The 18,719-nt window shown below is 68.4% G+C and carries 20 protein-coding genes and 1 riboswitch; of the genes, 13 read left to right on the top strand and 7 right to left on the bottom strand.

The features are described 5' to 3' along the window. Positions 1–60: 60 nt before the first annotated feature. Positions 61–1,536, top strand: coding sequence for an alpha/beta hydrolase (locus ACXJJ3_RS19185; protein WP_458171567.1), 1,476 nt, complete (start codon positions 61–63; stop codon positions 1,534–1,536). Positions 1,537–1,567: 31 nt separating this feature from the next. Here ACXJJ3_RS19185 and ACXJJ3_RS19180 read toward each other — a convergent pair whose 3' ends face one another. Further along, entirely contained in the window at positions 1,568–2,197 is a 630-nt protein-coding gene (locus ACXJJ3_RS19180) for a hypothetical protein (protein WP_458171566.1), read from the bottom strand. Between the two features lie 89 nt (positions 2,198–2,286). Between ACXJJ3_RS19180 and ACXJJ3_RS19175 the strand changes: the two genes are divergently transcribed. Further along, the gene (locus tag ACXJJ3_RS19175) at positions 2,287–2,631 is read left to right on the top strand and encodes a sterol carrier family protein (protein ID WP_458171915.1); all 345 of its coding nucleotides are present in this window, start codon (positions 2,287–2,289) and stop codon (positions 2,629–2,631) included. A 48-nt stretch (positions 2,632–2,679) separates the two neighbouring features. On the opposite strand, the gene ACXJJ3_RS19170 is transcribed toward ACXJJ3_RS19175, so the two are convergent. Continuing rightward, positions 2,680–3,486, bottom strand: a complete 807-nt coding sequence (locus ACXJJ3_RS19170; RefSeq protein ID WP_458171565.1) for a hypothetical protein — start codon at positions 3,484–3,486, stop codon at positions 2,680–2,682. 186 nt (positions 3,487–3,672) lie between these two features. Between ACXJJ3_RS19170 and ACXJJ3_RS19165 the strand changes: the two genes are divergently transcribed. The 5 genes from ACXJJ3_RS19165 to ACXJJ3_RS19145 all read left to right on the top strand — a co-directional run bounded on the left by ACXJJ3_RS19165 (position 3,673) and on the right by ACXJJ3_RS19145 (position 9,183). After that, positions 3,673–4,959: an MFS transporter gene (locus tag ACXJJ3_RS19165; protein ID WP_458171564.1), complete on the top strand. Its 1,287-nt coding sequence runs from the start codon at positions 3,673–3,675 to the stop codon at positions 4,957–4,959. 13 nt (positions 4,960–4,972) lie between these two features. After that, on the top strand, positions 4,973–5,935 hold the full coding sequence (locus ACXJJ3_RS19160; protein WP_458171563.1) for a hypothetical protein: 963 nt from the start codon (positions 4,973–4,975) through the stop codon (positions 5,933–5,935). Positions 5,936–5,944: 9 nt separating this feature from the next. Next, positions 5,945–6,132, top strand: a riboswitch (cobalamin riboswitch). Positions 6,133–6,159: 27 nt separating this feature from the next. Continuing rightward, positions 6,160–7,185 carry an ABC transporter substrate-binding protein gene (locus tag ACXJJ3_RS19155; protein ID WP_458171561.1) on the top strand — a complete coding sequence of 342 codons (1,026 nt, stop codon included), beginning with the start codon at positions 6,160–6,162 and terminating at the stop codon, positions 7,183–7,185. Between the two features lie 76 nt (positions 7,186–7,261). Further along, the gene (locus ACXJJ3_RS19150) at positions 7,262–8,236 is read left to right on the top strand and encodes a FecCD family ABC transporter permease (protein WP_458171560.1); all 975 of its coding nucleotides are present in this window, start codon (positions 7,262–7,264) and stop codon (positions 8,234–8,236) included. Then, positions 8,233–9,183, top strand: a complete 951-nt coding sequence (locus ACXJJ3_RS19145; protein ID WP_458171559.1) for a FecCD family ABC transporter permease — start codon at positions 8,233–8,235, stop codon at positions 9,181–9,183. The genes ACXJJ3_RS19150 and ACXJJ3_RS19145 overlap by 4 nt, the downstream gene beginning before the upstream one ends. Here ACXJJ3_RS19145 and pdxR read toward each other — a convergent pair. Then, positions 9,176–10,708 carry a MocR-like pyridoxine biosynthesis transcription factor PdxR gene (pdxR, locus tag ACXJJ3_RS19140; RefSeq protein ID WP_458171558.1) on the bottom strand — a complete coding sequence of 511 codons (1,533 nt, stop codon included), beginning with the start codon at positions 10,706–10,708 and terminating at the stop codon, positions 9,176–9,178. The genes ACXJJ3_RS19145 and pdxR overlap by 8 nt on opposite strands. Before the next feature lie 63 nt (positions 10,709–10,771). Between pdxR and ACXJJ3_RS19135 the strand changes: the two genes are divergently transcribed. Further along, complete coding sequence (locus tag ACXJJ3_RS19135) at positions 10,772–10,912, top strand: hypothetical protein (protein WP_458171557.1); 141 nt, start codon at positions 10,772–10,774, stop codon at positions 10,910–10,912. A gap of 20 nt (positions 10,913–10,932) precedes the next feature. Next, entirely contained in the window at positions 10,933–12,423 is a 1,491-nt protein-coding gene (locus ACXJJ3_RS19130; protein WP_458171556.1) for a CYTH and CHAD domain-containing protein, read from the top strand. 192 nt (positions 12,424–12,615) lie between these two features. Here the strand turns inward: ACXJJ3_RS19130 and ACXJJ3_RS19125 are convergent, their stop codons facing one another. Genes ACXJJ3_RS19125 through ACXJJ3_RS19115 form a run of 3 tightly spaced genes read right to left on the bottom strand, consistent with a single transcriptional unit; the run spans position 12,616 to position 13,673 of the window. Next, on the bottom strand, positions 12,616–13,146 hold the full coding sequence (locus tag ACXJJ3_RS19125; RefSeq protein WP_458171554.1) for a hypothetical protein: 531 nt from the start codon (positions 13,144–13,146) through the stop codon (positions 12,616–12,618). Between the two features lie 21 nt (positions 13,147–13,167). After that, positions 13,168–13,407, bottom strand: coding sequence for a hypothetical protein (locus ACXJJ3_RS19120; protein WP_458171552.1), 240 nt, complete (start codon positions 13,405–13,407; stop codon positions 13,168–13,170). After that, a complete protein-coding gene (locus ACXJJ3_RS19115; protein WP_458171551.1) occupies positions 13,404–13,673 on the bottom strand; it encodes a hypothetical protein in 270 nt (89 codons plus the stop codon). The genes ACXJJ3_RS19120 and ACXJJ3_RS19115 overlap by 4 nt, the downstream gene beginning before the upstream one ends. Before the next feature lie 653 nt (positions 13,674–14,326). Between ACXJJ3_RS19115 and ACXJJ3_RS19110 the strand changes: the two genes are divergently transcribed. After that, positions 14,327–15,730: a hypothetical protein gene (locus ACXJJ3_RS19110; RefSeq protein ID WP_458171550.1), complete on the top strand. Its 1,404-nt coding sequence runs from the start codon at positions 14,327–14,329 to the stop codon at positions 15,728–15,730. Beyond that, positions 15,723–16,007, top strand: a complete 285-nt coding sequence (locus ACXJJ3_RS19105) for a hypothetical protein (protein WP_458171549.1) — start codon at positions 15,723–15,725, stop codon at positions 16,005–16,007. The genes ACXJJ3_RS19110 and ACXJJ3_RS19105 overlap by 8 nt, the downstream gene beginning before the upstream one ends. A 30-nt stretch (positions 16,008–16,037) precedes the next feature. Here the strand turns inward: ACXJJ3_RS19105 and cutA are convergent, their stop codons facing one another. Further along, positions 16,038–16,355, bottom strand: coding sequence for a divalent cation tolerance protein CutA (cutA, locus tag ACXJJ3_RS19100; RefSeq protein ID WP_458171548.1), 318 nt, complete (start codon positions 16,353–16,355; stop codon positions 16,038–16,040). Between the two features lie 100 nt (positions 16,356–16,455). Here cutA and ACXJJ3_RS19095 point away from each other — a divergent pair, with 100 nt between their 5' ends. Next, on the top strand, positions 16,456–17,202 hold the full coding sequence (locus tag ACXJJ3_RS19095; protein ID WP_458171546.1) for an SDR family NAD(P)-dependent oxidoreductase: 747 nt from the start codon (positions 16,456–16,458) through the stop codon (positions 17,200–17,202). A 225-nt stretch (positions 17,203–17,427) separates the two neighbouring features. Next, on the top strand, positions 17,428–18,300 hold the full coding sequence (locus tag ACXJJ3_RS19090) for a hypothetical protein (protein ID WP_458171545.1): 873 nt from the start codon (positions 17,428–17,430) through the stop codon (positions 18,298–18,300). The last annotated feature ends 419 nt before the right edge of the window (positions 18,301–18,719 follow it).

The raw sequence follows: 18,719 nt of genomic DNA, 5'->3' as shown, positions 1-18,719 counted from the left end.
GCCCGGGGCGGGGCGGCCGTACTGCTGGCGACTCTTGCGGTGGGCGTGAGTGGGTGTGGGGTGGCGAGCCGGGCCCAGGACGCGGGCAACGGTACGGCGCCGGGCGTCGGCAGCAACCCGCCGAGCGGACCGGTCGGGCCGATCCCGGCCGGGCTGGAGAAGTTCTACCAGCAGCGGCCGGACTGGCAGCGCTGCGGCACGAACCAGCAGTGCGCGACGATCCAGGTGCCGCTGGACTACACCAAGCCGGCCGGTCAGACGATCGAGCTGCGCGCCCGGAAGGTGCTCGCGAAGGACCGCGGCGGCCGGATCGGCACGCTGTTCGTGAACCCGGGCGGCCCGGGCGCGAGCGGGCAGGAGTTGGCGGCGCAGGCGCCGATGCTGTTCGGATCGTCGGTACTGCGGAAGTTCGACGTGATCGGCTGGGACCCGCGCGGGGTCGGCGAGTCGACGCCGGTGAAGTGCCTGGACACCGCGCAGCTGGACGCGATGATCGCGGCCGACGGCAGTCCGGACAACGCGGCCGAGATCGCCGACCTGGACAGGCAGTCGAAGGAGTTCGCGGCCGGTTGCGAGCAGCGTTCGGGGCGGTTGCTGCCGCACGTGAATACGAAGGACGCGGCCCGCGACATCGACGTACTGCGGGGCATCGTCGGCGACAAGCAGCTGTACTACCTCGGCATGTCGTACGGGACGTACCTGGGCGCGACGTACGCCGAGGAGTTCCCGAAGAACGTCGGCCGGATGGTACTGGACGGCGCGGTCGACCCCGCGATCACGTCCGAGGAGATGGGGATCGAGCAGGCGAAGGGCTTCGACAAGGCGCTGGACGCGTTCGCGGAGGACTGCGCGCAGCGGTCCTGCAAGCTCGGCAGCAGCAAGGACGAGGTGCTCGCGAAGGTCGACCAGCTGCTGAAGAACACCGACGAGACCCCGCTCCCGGGCGACGGGCAGCGCAAGGTCACGCAGGCGCTGGCGATGCTCGGCCTGGTCTACCCGTTGTACCTGAAGGAGTTCTGGCCGCGGCTCGAGGACGCGGTCGCGGCCGGGCTGTCCGGCGACGGCAGCCGGCTGCTCGCGCTGGCCGACGAGTACACCGACCGCAAGCCGACCGGGTACGCCGACAACTCGAACGAGGTGCAGATCGCGGTCAACTGCAGCGACCGCCCGGATGCCACCTCGATCGCGCAGATCCAGGCGGAGGTGCCGAAGTTCAAGGCGGCGTCACCGCGGTTCGGCGAGTTCATGGCCTGGTCGTCGGTGTCCTGCGTGAACTGGCCGGTGAAGCCGACGAACACGCCGCACCCGATCAAGGCGGCCGGTGCCAAGCCGATCATGGTGCTCGGTACGACGCGCGACCCGGCGACGCCGTACCAGTGGGCGGTCGGCCTGGCGCACGAGCTGGAAAGCGGTGTCCTGGTCACCCGGGACGGCGACGGCCACACGGCATACCTGTCCGGGAACGCCTGCGTGAAGAACGTCGTCGAGAGCTACCTGGTGCAGGGCAACACCCCGGCAGCCGACATCAAGTGCTGAGGGCACGTTTCCCGGCCCCGCGAGACGTGCCCTAGTTGGGCCGGTTGTCGCCGGGGGCGACGGGCACCTTGAGGGTGTCGACGGCGTGCTGGAGGACGGCGCGGAGGCCGGCCTCGTCCTGGGGGCGCCCGCCGACGGTGATCTCGACGGCTGACGACTTGCCGCCGTCGAGGGAGATCCAGCGCGACAGGCCCATCCGCGGTCCGCGGGTCTTGTCGACGTAGGTGTAGACGAGCAGGCCGTTGTCGCGGCTCATCACCTGCAGGTCCTTCTCCTCGATGCTGCGCTCGCGGCCCCGGACCAGCTCCTCGGGGCTCTGCTTGCTGCCCCGGGTGTCGAACCGGATCTGCCAGACGCCGGTCGAGTCGACGAACTTCGGCCGGGTGCCGCTCTGGGAGCTCTTCCAGCCGGTCGGCACCTCCGCGGACACCGGGTCGTTGTCGGTGCCGAAGTTCTGCACGACGTACTGCAGCCCGTCCGCCTGCAGGCCGTCGCCGTGACTCGGCGTACTCGACGGGGTCGGGCTGACGATGCTCACTGGCTCGTCGTGCGCTGTGAACGGGTTGCCGCCGTGGACGGCGACGACCGTGCCGAACGCGACCACGCCGACGGTCATTCCCGCCAGCGTCATCAGCAGCGCCTGGTGCCTGGGCGTGAGCATCCCGACCTCGCTTCCCTCTCTCCCGGCAGATTATCCCTGACAAGAGGGGCGTCTCCGCAAACCGCCGCGTACGCTGGCACGTCGTGGAGATGTCAGACACCGCTTTCCAGCAGGCCTTGCGGCATTACGACGACGGTACGGCGGAACGCGCCGAGCTGAAGCTGCTGACCAAGACGTTGCTGAACCGCCTGGTCGCGAAGGCGCCGGGGCACGCGGTGGAGGTACGGATCCCGCCGTACGGCGCGGTGCAGTGCATCGAGGGCCCGCGCCACACCCGCGGTACGCCGGGCGCCGTGATCGAGATGCCGGTCGAACTGTGGATCGACGTCGCGCTCGGCCGGATCAGCTGGGCGGACGCGCGGGTGTCCGGAAAACTCCGCGCCAGCGGCGAACGGACCGACCTGACCGGGCTGCTGCCGCTCACGAACGACTGAGCCGCGGTGCCCGAAAGGGCAACCCGCGGCTCAGACCTGAGGAGATTCTCAGCTGGTCCAGACGACCGTGCGACCGTAGACGATCGCTAGCTTGCCGTCGTCGCGCATCTGCAGCACGGAACCCTTACGGGTGGTCTTGGTGGCCCAGAGCGCCTTCTTGGCCGCGCTGTACACGACGAAGTTGCCGTCGGTCTGCATGGTCGCGAACGCGCCCTTGCTGACCGTCTTGGTGCTCCAGATCGGCGTCTTGCCGTACCGGACGACGACCAGGTTGCCGTCGGCCTGCATCTGCGCCCGGTACACCCGGTTCTGCGAGTACAGGGCGACCGGCGAGGCCAGGACGCGGCCCGGGTACAGGTTGACCATCACCATGTAGCGGGACCAGACCGCCTTGCGACGGACGTTGTAGAGCACCAGGTTCGAGTCGTTCTGGACGTTCAGGATCGCGCCGGTGCTGCCGCCGGTGCCGCTGGCCCAGACGACCGTACGGCCGGAGACGACGACCAGGTTGCCGTCGGGGCGCATGATCAGCGAGGACGCCTTGCGGTTGGTCATGGTCGCCCAGATCGGCGTCCGGCCCTTGATCAGGACCGCGTTGCCGTCGGTCTGCATGACCAGCGTGTAGACCTTGTTCAGCGACCGGAGGTACTGACCGGGCTTGAGGTACTGACCGGGCCGCAGCAGTCCGCCCGAGGGCGTGGCGGTGGCAGCGGTGGCAGCAGTGGCGTTGGTGGTGGCCGTCTGCGACGCGGGGGCGGCGTGCGCGGCCGACGGAACAAGCAGGGTGGTACCGGCCGCTGCGCCGACGGCGAGGGTGGCGAGCAGCCTGGTACCGGCCGACTTGATCGAGATCATGCGGTTGTTCTCCGATTCCCGAGGATCGGCCGGGGTTTTCCCGACCGGCGAGATTGACGCCTTGGGCAACCAATCGGTTGTCACGCTAGGACGGCGCCGGGTCGCTCCCGGATCCTTTCGATGCTGGTGGAAAGGCTGGCGGTTAATCAGGTTCGTCCGGGCGGTCGGACCTGTCACCATGTTCCGGTGGCAGCAAGTCTCCGCGCGCGGCTGGCCCGGTTGCGTGTCGATCTGACCCCGTGGCGTGGTTCCCGCGACTTCCGCATCCTGCTGGTCGCCGGCTCGGTCTTCTTCCTCGGCGGCATGGTCGGGTACGTCGCCCTGCCGTACCAGCTGTACCAGCTCACCGGCTCGAACTTCGCGGTCGGCGCGATGGGCCTGGTGACGATCGCACCGCTGGTCGTGTTCGGCCTGTACGGCGGTGCGCTCGCCGACCACGTGGAACGCCGGAAACTGCTGGTCGGCACCGGGATCGCGCAGGTGGTGATCTCCGCGCTGATGGTGGTGAACACGCTGCTCGCGCACCCGCAGGTCTGGCTGATCTACGTCTGCGGCGCGCTGAACGCGGTCGCCTCGTCGCTGCAGCGGCCGTCCCGCGAGGCGCTGCTGCCGCGGGTCGTGAAACACGCGGAGATCCCGGCCGCGGTCGCGCTCAGCTCGCTGACCTCGCAGATCGGGCAGCTCGCCGGCCCGGCGCTGGGTGGCGTACTGGTCGGCTCGGTGGGCGTGACCTGGGCGTTCTCGGTCGAGCTGGCCGGGATCGTGTTCGCGACGCTGCTGTACGCGCGACTCGGGTCGTACCGGTCGGGAGAGCACACGACGGCGCCGAGCCTGCGGGCGATCGGCGGCGGGATCGTGTACGCGTTCCGCCGCAAGGACCTGCTGGCGACGTACCTGGTGGACATGGTCGGGATGTTCCTGGCGATGCCGATCGTGCTGTTCCCGGCGTTCGCGACCGTCGTCCTGAAGGAGCCGAAGCTGCTCGGGCTGCTGTACAGCGCGGAGGCGATCGGGGCGATGTGCGCGTCGCTGACCAGCGGGTGGGCCAAGCACGTGCACCACCAGGGGCGGGCGGTCGTGCTCGCGACGATCGGCTGGGGCGCCGCGGTCGGAATCGCCGGGCTGGCGCCGAACATCTGGTTCGCGATCGGGTTCTTCGCGCTGGCCGGCGCCTGCGACATGGTCTCGGTGCTGTTCCGCTCGGTGATCTGGAACCAGACCATCCCGGACGAGATGCGCGGGCGGCTGGCGGGGATCGAGATGCTCGGCTACTCGCTCGGCCCGCTCGGCGGCCAGGCCCGCTCCGGCCTGGTCGCGGACCTCACCGGCGTCCGTACGGCGATCGTCAGCGGCGGGGTGATGTGCGTCGCCGGCGTGGTCGCCACCTCGCTCTGGCTCCGCGAGTTCTGGCGGTACGACGCCCGCACCGACGAACACGCCGTCCGCGAAAGGCAACTCCGCACCGCCGGTTAGAGTCACACACATCATGCGTACCCTGATCGCCGCCGGGCTGGCCGTCGTACTGCTCGCGGGGTGTGGTGGACACGGGCAGGAGACTGCGCCGAGTGTGGCGCCGCTGGTTTCGGTCAGCGGGTTCGACACTCCGTCGGCGACCCCGTCGGACACACCCTCGCCGACCGCGTCCGCGACTCCGGCCGACACGTTGTGCCAGCGGATGGACGAGACGTTGGTCCGGACCACGCTGGCGGTGCCGGTGGTGAAGATCGACCGGCAGAATCCGCCGGCCGAGATCGACATCCCGTCGTACGACGTCTGCCAGCTGAGCCTCAGCGCCGCCGAGGGCGGTCCGGTGCTGCGGGTCGGCGTCTCGGTGCTGCAGGCGACGGCGGCGACGCTGGCGGCGGCCCGGAAGGCGTACGCCGCGCACGGGCGCGAGCCGGCCGTGGCCGCGAACCTCGGCGAGGGCGGGTACGGCACGAGCCAGTTCGTGGTGTTCCTGCTCGACCACCGGCTCTACAAGATCACCGGCCCGCAGGCCACGCTCGCGAAGTACGTCGTGATCGGCCAGGAGGTCGCCCGGCAGGCGCCGGGGCTGTCGGTGCCGGCGCTGGAGATCACCCGGCCGGAGTGCGACCGCGGATCGGACGCGGCCGAGAAGGTGATGGGTGTCGCGGCGACGGCCCGCCGCGACGGGGAGACCCTGGTCGGCGACCCGGTGTGCGGCTGGATCACCGCGACCAGCGTGCTGTACTCGTCGGTCCGCCGGGAGCCGGACGCGAAGGCGTTGATGGCGCCGCTCCGCAACGCCGCCACCTCGCAGTCGATCCCGCTCGGCGACGAGGGGTACATCGACACCGCGACCGGCCGGACCACGATCCGGGTCGGCGACAACAAGCTCGTCGACCTGGTCCCGCTGCCGGCCCGCGCGGTCAACCCGGACCTGATGACCCAGTTCGCGCTCGCGCTTTCGTCGCTCTATACCCACTGAGGCCGGGTGTTAGGGTGGCCGCGCCGTGGTGTTCGGGAAGCCGGTGAAGTACCGGCGCGGCCCTCGCCACTGTGATCGGGATGTGCACCTGTCGTACTCCGTGAGGGGGACCACTGGTCGTGTGAGCGGCTGGGAAGGTCAGGCTGGTGGACGCGGTACCCGTCAGCCAGGAGACCGGCCACGGCGCTGACCCGTCCACGAGGTGCTGGAGGAGCGGTCCGCCCATGGCCGTCGTACGTGTGCTTGCTGTTGCCCTGTCGCTGAGTGTGCTGGCCGGCTGCGCGCCGTCCGCCGCGGAGAAGCCCGCGGCCGCCACCACGGTGCAGAACTGCGGGATCGACGTGTCCGTCGACGGCCCGCCCAAGCGGGTGTTCGCGGCGTACCAGCCGGCCATCGAGATGGCGCACGCGCTCGGCATCTCGGACCGCCTGGTCGGGACCGCGTACCTGGACTCCCAGGTGCTGCCGGAGTACACCGCCGCGCAGTCGAAGGCGAAGTACTTCAAGAACCTGCCGAGCCGCGAGGAGCTGCTCAGCCTGAACCCGGACTTCGTGCTGTCCGGGTTCAACGACGTGTTCAGCGCGGCCGGCAGCGACGGGAGCTTCGGCAGCCGGAAGGGTCTGGCCGAGCTCGGCGTGCAGACGTGGATCTTCAGCCCGCTCTGCCCGACCGCGGACGGCAAGGGCGACGAGGCGATCGACCCGTCGACGGTCTCGATGGACAACGTGTACGCCGACCTGCGCGACCTCGGCCGGCTGTTCGGCGTCCAGGACCGTGCGGAGCAGGTGATCGCCGACCAGAAGAAGCGGATCGCGGCCGTCGAGGGCGCCGTGAAGGACGCGCCGCGCCCGACGGTGGCGATCATCCGCCCGGGTCTCGAGGGCGGCGGGATGACGGTGTCCGGCGGCCCGGACTTCGGTACGGTCCTGATCCGGCAGGCGGGTGGCGTGAACGCGTTCGCCGACCTGACCTCGAAGCGGAACGTGAAGATCAGCGTCGAGGAGTTCATCAAGCGTGACCCGGACTACGTGCTGATCAGCGGGTGCTGCGACGCCGGGCTGACCCCCGCGGCATCGCAGCCGGACGTCCGGAAGATCCTCGTCGATCCGGCGTTCGCGAACCTGAAGGCAGTGCGCGCGAAGCACGTCGTACCGTGGCTGTTCGCGAACCACTCGGCCGGCGTCCGCGGCGCGTACACGACCGAGAACCTCGGCCACATCCTGCATCCCGACCCGGGGCGTGTCTGGTGATTCCCCGCCTACTGCGGGGCACCCGGCACGGCACCTCCTCGCTACGGCGCGGAATCACCAGACACGCCCTGGTCAAGTGAAGCGGGCCGCCGGCCTGCTCGTCGTCCTGGCGGCCGTCGTGGTGCTGTCGCTGTGCGTCGGCGAGCACTGGATCGGGCCGGGCGAGGTGTACCGGGCGCTCGCGGACTTCAGCGGCAGCGACAGCGACCGCGTCGTCCGGTACCTGCGGATGCCGCGGACCGTCGCGGGGCTGCTGGTCGGCGCCGCGCTCGGGCTGTCCGGCGCGGTGATGCAGGCCGTCACCCGGAACCCGCTGGCCGACCCCGGCATCCTCGGCGTGAACGCCGGCGCCGCGGTGGCGGTCGTCGCGGCGATCGGGGTGTTCGGCATCCACAGCCTGACCGGCTACGTCTGGTTCGCGATGGGCGGGGCGCTCGTCGCCACCGTGGCCGTCTACCTGGTCGGCGCCGTCGGCCGTATGACGCCGGTGAAGCTCGCGCTGGCCGGTGCGGCGATCTCCGCGCTGCTCGGGTCGATCACGTCCGCGGCGACGCTGCTCGACCTGTCGACGCTGAACGAGTACCGCTTCTGGGTGGTCGGCTCGTTGTCACTGTCCGACCACGGGATTGTCGTCCAGGCCGTCCCGTTCGTTGCTGTCGGCATCGTTCTCGCGCTGGTCCTCGGCCGGTCGCTGAACCAGCTCGCACTCGGCGACGACCTCGCCCAGGCGCTCGGTACCCGGGTCGCCGCGGTCCGGGTCCTCGCCGGCGCCGCGGTCGTGGTGCTGGCCGGTACGGCGACCGCGATCGCGGGACCGATCGGCTTCCTCGGGCTCGCCGTACCGCACGTCGCGCGGCTGATCGTCGGACCGGACCAGCGCCGGATCCTGCCGTGGTCGATGCTGCTCGCGCCGATCGTGCTGCTGCTCGCCGACATCGCCGGACGGGTCGTCGCGCGTCCCGCGGAGCTGCAAGTCGGGATCGTGACCGCGTTGATCGGCGCCCCGCTGTTCATCGCGCTGGTCCGGCGCCGGCGGATGGCTGCGCTGTGAAGGTCGGCGTGGTGGCGTCCGTGCTGACCGTCGTCGTGGGTGCGTACGCCCTGACCCGCGGCGACTACACGCTGCCGCTCGCCGAGGTACTGCGGACCTTGTCCGGGCACGGCACCTTGATCACGTACGACGTGGTCGTCGACAACCGGCTGCCCCGCGTACTGGTCGGGATCGGCGTCGGGGCGGCGTTCGCGATCTCCGGCGCGATCTTCCAGCAGCTCGCCCGGAACCCGCTGGTCAGCCCGGACCTGATCGGCATCAACGCGGGCGCCGCGTTGGCCGCCGTACTGATCATCACCGTGATCGGCAGCGGGTGGATCCCGCTCGGCGCCTTGCTCGGGTCGTTGCTGGCGGCGGTCAGTGTGTATGCGCTGGCCTATCGGAACGGGATGTCGGGGAATCGGCTCGTGCTGGTCGGGGTCGGGGTGACGGCGATCCTCGGGTCGTTGACGGCGTACCTGCTGACGCTGGCCGACATCTACACGGCGAAGAGCGCGTCGATGTGGCTCGCGGGGAGTCTCGCCGGGCGGTCGTGGACGCATGTCGTACTGATCGGGGTGACGCTCGCGGTCGGGGCGCCGGCTGCGGTGGTGCTGACGCGGCAGCTGCGGTTGCTCGAGCTGGGCGACGACTTGGCGCGGGCGCTCGGGGGACGGGTCGAGTTGGCGCGTGGGGCGTTGATCGGGTTGGGGGTCGGGTTGGCGGCGTTCGCGACGGCGGCGGCCGGGCCGGTCGGGTTCGTCGCGTTGGTGGCGCCGCAGTTGGCGCGCCGGCTGGTGGCGCGGCCCGGGTTGCTGGTTCCGGGGACGATCGGGGCGTTGCTGGTGGTGTCGTCGGATCTGTTCGCGCGGACGGTGGTCGCGCCGACGGTCCTCCCGGTCGGGGTGGTGACCGCGTTCTTCGGGGCGCCGTACCTGCTGTATCTGTTGACTCGTCGTCCTAGCTGACCTTCGCGATGGTGGCGATCGCGTCGGTGATCTCGGTCGGGGTGCGGGCGGCGTACCCGAGGACGAGGCCGGGGGCGTGCGGGAGCTGGCAGTGCCAGGAGAGCGGGTGGCACTTCACCCCGGCCTCCAGCGCGGCCGCGGCGAGCGCGACGTCGTCCGCCTCGTCGAACGTGATCGTCAGGTGCAGGCCGGCGGCCGCGCCGTGGATGGTTGCTGTTGGCAAATGGTTGCGGATCGCGGCGACCATCGCGTCCCGGCGGGTCCGGTGCCGGCGGCGGAGCAGCCGGAGCTGGCGCTCGAGTTCGCCGGACTCCATCAGGTGCGCGAGGGTGAGCTGCGGGAGCGCCGCGTTGCCGAGGTCCGCGAGCCGTTTGCGGGCGATCAGTTCCTCCTTGTACTGCGGGGGCGCCAGCATCCAGCCGATCCGCAGCGCCGGCGCGAGCAGCTTGGAGACGCTGCCGACGTAGAACACCTGATCCGGGAGCATCGCCCGGATCGCCGGCACCGGTGGCCGGTCGTAGCGGTGCTCGGCGTCGTAGTCGTCCTCGAGGATCAGGCCGCCGTCGTTCGCCCACTGGACGAGTTCGCGGCGGCGCTCCCCGTCGAGGACCACGCCGGTCGGGAAATGGTGCGCCGGGGTCGTCATCACCACCGCGGCCTCGGACTTCCGCAGTACGTCGACCTGCAGGCCGCGGTCGTCCACCGGGATCGGCGGGGTCGCCATCCCCCAGCTCTGCAGATGCTGCCGCGAACCGAGCGACCCCGGATCCTCCACCGCGATCTCGTGCACCCCGTGCCGCTGAAGCATCTGCGTGACCAGCGCGAGCGCCTGCGCCACCCCCGCGACCACGATCAGATCCTCCGGCTCGGCGGCAATCCCCCGATACCGCGCCAACCACCCCACCACCGCCCGCCGGAGCGCCATGGTCCCGGCGGGATCGCCGTACCCGAACTCCCCAGCCCCCAGATCACTCAGCACCGCCCGCTCGGCCCGCAACCAAGCCGCGCGCGGAAATGCCGCCAAATCCGGCACCCCTGGCGTCAGATCCACCCGAACGTCGACCCCTCGCAACCAATCAAAAACCTCCACCCCAGGAGCCCCCACCACCCCACCAGTTGCTGCACGGCCGGGACCACCACGTGCTGACCGGCTGCCACCACCTGCTCCACCAGCAACTGCACGCCTTGCTGGGCGGCTTCCCTCCGCTGCTGTTCTTCTTGTTGGCGGGAGCGGGGCTGCCACCACGATGGTGCCGGCACGGCCTTGGCCTGATAGTTGGCCGTATTCGGTCAGTCGTTGGTAGGACTCGGTGACGACACCTCGGGAGATGCCCAGGTCGGAAGCCAAGGTGCGGGTCGCGGGGAGGCGGGTGCCGATCGGAAGGTGTCCGTCGGCGATGGCCGTGCGAAGGCGTTCGGTGAGCCAGTCGGCCAGACCGCCGGGCGGCGCCTCGGACGGATCCAGTTGCAGGAAGTCCGCACCGCCTATGGACCGGCCACTTGGTGCCGGATTGGACCTGTTCACTGGACCATTGTGGCGCGACCGTGGAGGGATGGGAATCCACCACCCCGACCCACCGGACCGAAGATGATCGCCTTCCTGATCCTGATCGCCGCAATCTGCCGCGCCCTGAACCGCAACCGCCGCCGTCAGCTCCGCCCGACGCTCGGCGGTGTCACCGATCGGGATCTGCAACGATTGGTAGACGATCTGAGGTCCTGTTCATGAACGCCTGGTAAACAAGGGAGATGGCCCCGACTGAGCAGCTCGAGATCGAGACGAAGTACGACGTCGGCGAGGACGCGATCGTGCCGGCGTTGCACGAGCTGCCCGGGGTCGCGAGTGTCGCGCAGCCGGTCGAGCTCGGCCTGAAGGCGGTGTACTACGACACCGCCGCCCTGGACCTGGCTGCCCACAAGGTCACGCTGCGGCGGCGTACCGGCGGCGAGGACGACGGCTGGCACGTGAAGTTCCCGGGGACGTCCGGGCGGGTCGAGGTCCGGTATCCGCTCGGCCGGTCGGTGCGCAACGTCCCGATCGCAGTCGTGCGGACGGTCCGGGTCCACGTCCGGGACCGCGCGCTGGAGCCGGTGGTGACGCTGGCGACCCGGCGGGTGGTGCACCGGCTGCTCGACACGGACGGCGCGGTGCTCGCGGAGCTGGCCGACGACCACGTGACCGCGACGGTCGCGGGTGCCGAACCGGAGAGCTGGCGCGAGTGGGAGGTCGAGCTGGTCGACGGCGACAGCGCGCTGCTGTCGGCCGCGGGTGATCTGCTGATCGACGCGGGCGCCCGTCCGGCGGCCGGCCCGAGCAAGCTGGCGAGGGCGCTCGGCGACCGCGTCCCGGCGTACGACGAGGGCACCTTGCCGAAGAAGCCGCGGACGTCGGACCTGTTCCGGGCGTACGCGGGTGCGCAGGTGCGGGCGATCCGGGAACGGGATCCTGAGGTACGGCGGGACGTGCCGGACTCGATCCACAAGTTCCGGGTCGCGACGCGGCGGCTGCGGTCGGCGCTGGCGACGTACCGTCAGGTGGTCGACCGGGCCCGCGGCGACGAGCTGCGGGCGGAGCTGAAGTGGCTCGCCGGTGAGTTCGGGGTCGCGCGGGACGCCGAGGTCCAGCGCGAACACTTCGCGGCCGAGGTCGCCGAGCAGCCCGTCGAGCTGGTGATGGGCCGCGTCGCGGGCCGGATCGACGACCACCTCCGCCGCGTCTACCGCGACGGTCGCACCGGTGCGCTGGCCGCCCTGGAGAGCCCGCGGTACTTCCAGCTCCTCGACGCCCTGGACGAACTGATCGCGAACCCCCCGATCACCGGCGACGACCGGAAGGCGGCGAAGCAGATCGGCGACCTCCTCGCCCACGACTACGACCGAATGAGCAAGGCCGTACGCCGCTCCCAACAGGCAGACACCACCGCGGAACAGGACCACCAGCTCCACGAAGTGCGCAAGTCCGCCAAGCGCCTCCGCTACGCCGCCGAGTCCGCCGTACCGGTGCTGGACGACGAGGCCACCGCACTCGCCGCCCGCGCCGAACAGGTCCAGGAGATCCTCGGCGAGCACCAGGACTCGGTCGTCTCCCGCAACCTCCTCCGCGCCCTCGCCCTCCAGGTCTACGCCGAAGGCGGCAACCCCTTCACCTACGGCCGCCTGCACGCCGCGGAGGAGTACCGCGGCAACACCTCCCGAGAGGCCTTCTACGAACTCTGGCCCACCCTCGAATTCAAAATCTGACTGCTCCGACCCCGCGGCGCGCAGCCCGGCTCCTTCGTCGCCGATCTACGCGCCGCTCCCGCCCACCCGTGGCTGTGCGCACGCGCCGCACTAGCGGTGCGGACCGCACGACGCGAGGACTGCCGATGATTCACGGTCGTCGTCCCCCGATTGCACTTGGAGCGACGAGATCCGTGGTTCTCTAGACGGGATCTAGAGTTCAAACGTCCACTTGGCATCGGCGCCGATGATCTTGCTCTGGTCTGGGCCGAACTCGACGACCATGTCATGGAGTGGGAAACGCCCGGCCGCTTCCCATCGGGCCTGGACGCGCTCCAAATCGTCCCACAAACGCCGGGGACCACTCTGGTGGATAGCCCGATGGCTACTGTCGACCCTTGCCCAGGATCCGTCAGCCGCAAGGAGCCACAGGAGTTGGGTGCCGTCGTCGCGGGTCGCGGATCGGTTCTCGATGTCGGGAGTGTCGAGTTCGTACAGGCATCGCAGTTCCCAGTCCTCCCACAGATCGGGTAGGGGACCGGTCAGCTGACGGATCTCGTCGCCTGGCTGGTCGCGCGCAGCGTCGTACACGCCATCGAGGCGGGCGGGATAGTCAGTCTCCCGGCGAGTACGCATGAACGTGGCCGGATCTGGTTGGACACGGCCACGGACGACTCCGTCCGGTTGCTTCTCGGCGCCGATCAGGAGTGACGTCCCGACGATCGTTGTAACGATCCTTCGCATCGTTGCTCATGATTTTCTCCTTCATGGGTTGGGTTTGGAACGGCCGGCCCAGGACGGACTCGCTATCTCGTCCCGCGCCGGCCGGCTTTGGGCTGTGGTGTCGGTGATCCGCTGACACCGCAGGTGCCGGCCCGGTAGGCCGTGGATGCGCAGGCTGATGACCTGCGCGTACTGTTCGGCGAGTGCAGCCGGGGCGATGTGCTCCTCGATCAAGTACTCACCCAGCCACAGCTGGACGCTCCACAGTTGTCGCTCGTTCATCTGTTGGCGTCGAGCCACCGCACGAAGGTCTTGCCGCCGTGGCCGTGGACTGCCAGCAAGGCATCGAGGCCGTAGTCCCACACCACCGTGGTTGCCCACTTCCCCCGCCACCGCAGCGCGACCGTTCCGTCCGACCACTCGACTCCCTCGGCGATGTCTCCGGTGCCGCTGATCCCGCTGACATCGACATCACGCTGTAGAACGAACCTGCGCGGTGCATCAGGCACCGCCGTATCCGGCGAATTGGTTCTGAGCGTCGTGATCATTGCGGCGCCACCGCCCACCAATGTTCAGCGGGCAATGGCGTCCCACCTTGTGCCTCTTGGTCGATCGTGACCCGGAGGCCAAGGAAGCGGCGCTCCATCGCGGCGGCGTAGCGCAGCGCGAGAGCGGGCTCAGCCGTGTAGTCCGCGATCGCATGGTCGCCAAACCACACTCTGACCCTGCAACGGCCACCAGCGAGTGAGACCGAAGCTACTGGGCAGGTGGTCGCCGTTTGGCCATCGCGGTCCATGACAAAGCTCTCCTTTGTGAGACGGATTGGGAGCGGTGTGACGGACGCAGGTCGCACGTCCGCCACACCGGCAGGGGAAGGAGCCCTCGACCTCGGGGGGTCTGCTGCCGGCTGTTGGCAGTCGGCACAGGCCGAGGGTTCCCGTAGGAGGGGCGGGATCAGGCTCGGCGGGAGGATGCGCCGAGCTGGTTCGAAGGTGCGGGTGAGGAGTCCCGCGTGATCCCGCCCCAGACTTTGGATGACGATGAACTTGTGGATTCTGGTGAGCAACTCTCCGTTGCTCTTGGTAACTGATCTTCGCGGTTCCCATCGGGCTGGTGACAGGACGGTCAACCCCTCCAAATACCCCTCTGTTCTTCGCTGCCGGGCGACGCGTTCGGTACAGATCGTGGTTTAGCGTTGACAGTGAGCAAGCTGGGGAAGGGGATCGTGCCGATGGCTTCCGAAGGCGCAGGTGCACCGAACGTCCGCTTTCAGCGGCTCGTCGCCGATCAAGGCTGGACCCAGGCCCGGACAGCTGAGCTGATCAACGCTGAGTACGAGCGGATCACTGGGCGGCCAGGCAAGTACGGCGAGGAGCAAGTCCGGCGGTTGGCTCGTGGAGCAGTCACGTGGCCACACGCGCCGTACCGGGCTGCGATCTGCGGTTTGTTTGGTGTGACTGAGGTAGAGGCTGGGTTTCGGCCCAAACGCTCCGGTCCCAAGCCTGTCGAGGACTTCGAGGAGGACGGCGAAAATCTGCGGCGCGTCGAGTTCCTGCGCAACCTGACGGCGGCGCCTCCGGTGACTGGCCTGCCACCGGCACTCCTTGGAAGCTCACAGTGCACTGCCGGACTGAAGCCGACCCGTGCTGGCCTGCCGCAACGGATCGGACGCGAAGACGTTCATCAGATCACACAGATCGCGAATGTCTTCCGGGTCGCTGACCATGCCGGACATCCGATTGCGAGCGAAGCGATGGCGGCGCAGTTGCAGCATGCGTTGAGGTTGCTGGAGGCAAAGGCTGATCGCGAGACCAAGGTGGCGATGCAGGTTGCGGTGGGACGCTTGGCCAATGTCATCGGGTGGTCGCAGTTCGACGCCGGCTGCCATTGGGAGGCCGACCAGTACTTCCGGATTGGTCTTCACAACGCGGAGCAGGCGGGAGCGTGGTGGCTGCGTGCTGACGTACTCACGCATATGGCGCGCCAGGCTGTGTATCTCGAAAGGGCCGATGACGCGCTGACGTTGATCGGTACCGCGAAAATCCGTGAGGACCGGCTGTCGTCGTTGCGGCGTTCAGCCTTGTGCATTGTCGAAGCTCGCGCGTTCAGCGAGCTGGGCGAGGCACGCGAGGCTGCTCGCTCAGTCGACCGCGCAGTGCAGTTCTTCAGCGAGGCTGACGACCGGGGCGACCCCGATTGGGAGCTGTACTCGGAGTTCTTCTCCGAGGCACAACTCAACGGCGACACCGGGCATGGTCTGTGGGCGGTTGCAGTACACGGGCTCGAGACTGCGAACGCCGCACAACGGCTGTCGGCTGCAATCGACAGCTACCCCGACACCTACGCCCGCTCCCGGCTGTTCTGCATCGCCCGGCTGGCAGCTTTGACGCTGCATCAGGGAGATCCTGACGAGGGAGTTGCCCTCGGCCGGCGAGCACTCGCCGAAGCACGGCAAGTTCGCTCGATGCGCGTGCTCGACGACCTCGGAGAGGTCCATCGCGCCACCACGAAGCTTCGCGACTCGCACCACGAAGTTGCCGCACTACGCCGTGAAATCACTGCCACACTTCGGGGCGATGACCAACAGGAACTCAGCAATGCATGACGCCGATGCCGACCCACTGTATGCGCAGGTCGGCCTACTGCTCAGGGAATCTGGCGCCAGAGTCGGGCAACTCGGCAGCATGATCCACGCCACCGCGCCCAATCCTATTGCGTCCCTACAAGCTCTTCAGCATCTACTCTCTCAAGCACCACTCCGGCTGAAGCAGAACCCCAGCTGTACAAATGCCGACGTCCGGTTGACGGTGCTGGACTGGATCGACCGCGCAGTTGCGATCACGATCACGGTCGATCCACTGCGCCCCGCTGCCAAGGGCTGACCGGACTGGCTTCGAATGCAAGCCCGTCGATCAGGCGAAGGTCATCCTGTCGAGCCGATCCAAACACATGGCCGGACCCGACAGAGGTAACGCGATGATGTCCGGGTCTGTCGCTGGATGGCCGGCCAGGAGGTATGTCTCCAGTGCCGGGTATCTGCGTTGGGTCGTCGTCAGATTGACCCGCCAGCCGCTACTTGCACGATGGCCGCGGGGATGCCAGTTGAATGTTGTGATCGGCCCAGACACCTCCGCGGACGCTGCGAAGCATTCTGCGACCGCCCTGCCAGCCAGACGCTCGGCGTCCTCGCGGCTCGGAACCGTTGTCGAGACCTGCACGTAGCCGTCCATGACACCGAGTGTAGAGGGCTGATCACAGAAAGTGCGGTCATCTTGTCCGGCTGACGACCTGGCGGTCTGCAGGCTCACGGCCGCTCGTAAGATCGAGCGCATGGCGCGCATCGTGGTGATCAGCGGCGGCGGAACTGGAATTGGCTTCGCGGCCGCGGAGACATTCGCGGCCGAGGGCGACCAGGTCGTCCTCGTGGGACGTCGCGAGCAGGTTCTGGCCGAGGCGGCAGAGAAGGTGCCGGGATCGCTGTTCTGCGCAGCCGATCTGAGCGAGCCCGTAGGAGCACGGCGCGTTGCCGACTTCGTCAAGCAGGAGTTCGGCACCGTCGATGTCGTGGTTCACAGCGCGGGCGGCAACGGTGGCCTGGAGGAGCAGGTCGACCACCCAGACCCGCTCGACGCAGTGGCTCACGACTGGACTCTGAACTTCCGGCTCAACACTCTCACCGCTGTCCTGCTCACCGAAGCGCTCAAGGAGTACCTCGCCTCTCCTGGCGGACGGGTGCTCTTCCTCAGCTCGATCTCAGCCTACCGAGGCTCGGGCCGCGTCGCCTACGGATCGGCTAAGGCCGCCCTCCATCCGTACGCGTTCGCGCTCGCTCGGGAACTCGGCCCCCGCGGCATCACCGTCAACGCCGTCGCGCCAGGACTTATCGATGACACCCCGTTCTTCGCCGGCTCCATGACCGACGAACGGCGTCTCGCCCGCGCGGCCGAAACCGCCACGGGACGCGTCGGCCTCCCCAGCGACGTCACCGAAACCCTGCGTTGGCTTGCGTCCGACGGCGCGGGTCACATCACCGCCCAGGTCATCCAGGTCAACGGCGGCGCCGAATCCAGCCGCTGACCCAGCGATGACGGCGCGCTGTGTCGCGGCCTTGATGTGTTGGTTCTTATCTGTCGATCTGTGACGCACCGCGCAGGTGTTCTGATCGCTAAGAGGTGATGTTGCCGGTCAGGACAGCTGGCATGTCTTCGTCTGCAGGGAACCGGCTTTCATCGCTACGCGTCCACACCTAGAGTGACCGAGTCGACGCTCCGAGCTACACAGGTGTGACGAAGAGGAGATGAATTGAGCGTTCCAGTGATCCGACGCCCTGGTGGCAGGACACCGAGCCTGAGTGATCGCGCGATGTGGATACGCCGGATCGCCTTGCTCTCGATGACCGGTGCGGTAGCAGAGTTCGCAACGTTCATGCTGCTCGGCCCGCTGGACAGGTTCGCCAGCCACGACGCTGAGAGGTTCTTTGTGCTGGCGGTCAACCTTGTGTTGATTCCCGCGGGCGTGTTTTGGTGGCGCGAGCGGATCTGGCACGCAGCCGACGGTATGGCTCCGCGAGCTCTTCCCAGACCTCTGCGGTCTGAGTGGTCACGGAGGGCGCGATTGGAGGCGATCTCTCAGACCTCTGGCTCCCTCCTTGGCCTGACCACGGTCTGGTTCGGCGCGTTGTTCTCGTTGCTCGGCGCATGGAATCTTGCCTTCGAGTTGCGGCCGACTCCGACCGTATTCTGGACCGTCTTCGTTGTTGGAGCCTTCGCTATCTGCGTCTACTGCGTGTGGGTGTATCGAACCAGTCGTGCCGACTGTCTCGAGACGTTCGCGAATCGGACGCCGCCGCAGATGGATCGGGTCTATCGGCTCCAGGATCAGACGAGGGCGCTGGAGCAGGTGTTGCACGAAGCGACGAGCCTGTCCGAGGAACTGCAACTAGCGATCGAAGCAGACAAGAAGCTGATCGGTGAACTGCGCGATGAAGCCAGCAAGGCCATGTCGATCGCGGACCTGTCAGACGAGCAACTCGCAGTTCTCACCGAGCAGATCAAGGAGGCACACCGCACGCCAACGGCTCGTGGCATCTTGATCGGGGTGATCAACCTCCTGGCTGGCTATTTCCTGAGCCTCGTCAGCCCCGGTTGGGTAAGTAGCCTCTTCCACGATGGGTGACCGATGTTGCCGGGAGAATCCGCCACCAAGCGCTGCGCTCGGCAGTCGTCACGGTTGCCGATCTGAGCCCTATGAGACTCCAGATGGCGACGGGTCTGTCGAGTTCGGCGCGTGCAGCGATCATCGCAGGTGATCGAGTGCCGAAGTTGCCGGAGATGGTGCTGATCGCGCACGCTACAGGATGCACAGTCGGACAACTTGCCGGGGCGCCCTCAGCGGCCGCGCGGGCTCAGTGTGCGGACACCGCGACCGATGTCTTGAGAGCGGGCGAACTTCGTGATGCTCTGCTTCAGTTCCTGGAGTTGAACGATTGCCTGGAAGAGCACGCAATTCCCGTTGCGGTTGGCCACCCGCCAGTTCGACTCTCGCCTTGATGAGCGGAGTGGCCGGCCACCAACCCAGCCGAGGGCGCACCGCCA

This window comes from Kribbella sp. WER1, from assembly GCF_054189145.1.
Note: the sequence above shows the minus strand (reverse complement) of the source record. Positions and strands in the feature narration are given on the sequence as shown.

Bases quoted from the DNA above. Each gene is read 5' to 3' on its own strand.
- ACXJJ3_RS19115 (WP_458171551.1), bottom strand. From the start codon at position 13,673: ATGATCACGACGCTCAGAACCAATTCGCCGGATACGGCGGTGCCTGAT.
- ACXJJ3_RS19125 (WP_458171554.1), bottom strand. From the start codon at position 13,146: ATGCGAAGGATCGTTACAACGATCGTCGGGACGTCACTCCTGATCGGC.
- ACXJJ3_RS19170 (WP_458171565.1), bottom strand. From the start codon at position 3,486: ATGATCTCGATCAAGTCGGCCGGTACCAGGCTGCTCGCCACCCTCGCC.
- ACXJJ3_RS19120 (WP_458171552.1), bottom strand. From the start codon at position 13,407: ATGAACGAGCGACAACTGTGGAGCGTCCAGCTGTGGCTGGGTGAGTAC.
- ACXJJ3_RS19155 (WP_458171561.1), top strand. From the start codon at position 6,160: ATGGCCGTCGTACGTGTGCTTGCTGTTGCCCTGTCGCTGAGTGTGCTG.
- ACXJJ3_RS19135 (WP_458171557.1), top strand. From the start codon at position 10,772: ATGATCGCCTTCCTGATCCTGATCGCCGCAATCTGCCGCGCCCTGAAC.
- ACXJJ3_RS19095 (WP_458171546.1), top strand. From the start codon at position 16,456: ATGGCGCGCATCGTGGTGATCAGCGGCGGCGGAACTGGAATTGGCTTC.
- ACXJJ3_RS19105 (WP_458171549.1), top strand. From the start codon at position 15,723: ATGCATGACGCCGATGCCGACCCACTGTATGCGCAGGTCGGCCTACTG.
- cutA (WP_458171548.1), bottom strand. From the start codon at position 16,355: ATGGACGGCTACGTGCAGGTCTCGACAACGGTTCCGAGCCGCGAGGAC.
- ACXJJ3_RS19175 (WP_458171915.1), top strand. From the start codon at position 2,287: ATGTCAGACACCGCTTTCCAGCAGGCCTTGCGGCATTACGACGACGGT.
- ACXJJ3_RS19130 (WP_458171556.1), top strand. From the start codon at position 10,933: ATGGCCCCGACTGAGCAGCTCGAGATCGAGACGAAGTACGACGTCGGC.
- ACXJJ3_RS19180 (WP_458171566.1), bottom strand. From the start codon at position 2,197: ATGCTCACGCCCAGGCACCAGGCGCTGCTGATGACGCTGGCGGGAATG.
- ACXJJ3_RS19160 (WP_458171563.1), top strand. From the start codon at position 4,973: ATGCGTACCCTGATCGCCGCCGGGCTGGCCGTCGTACTGCTCGCGGGG.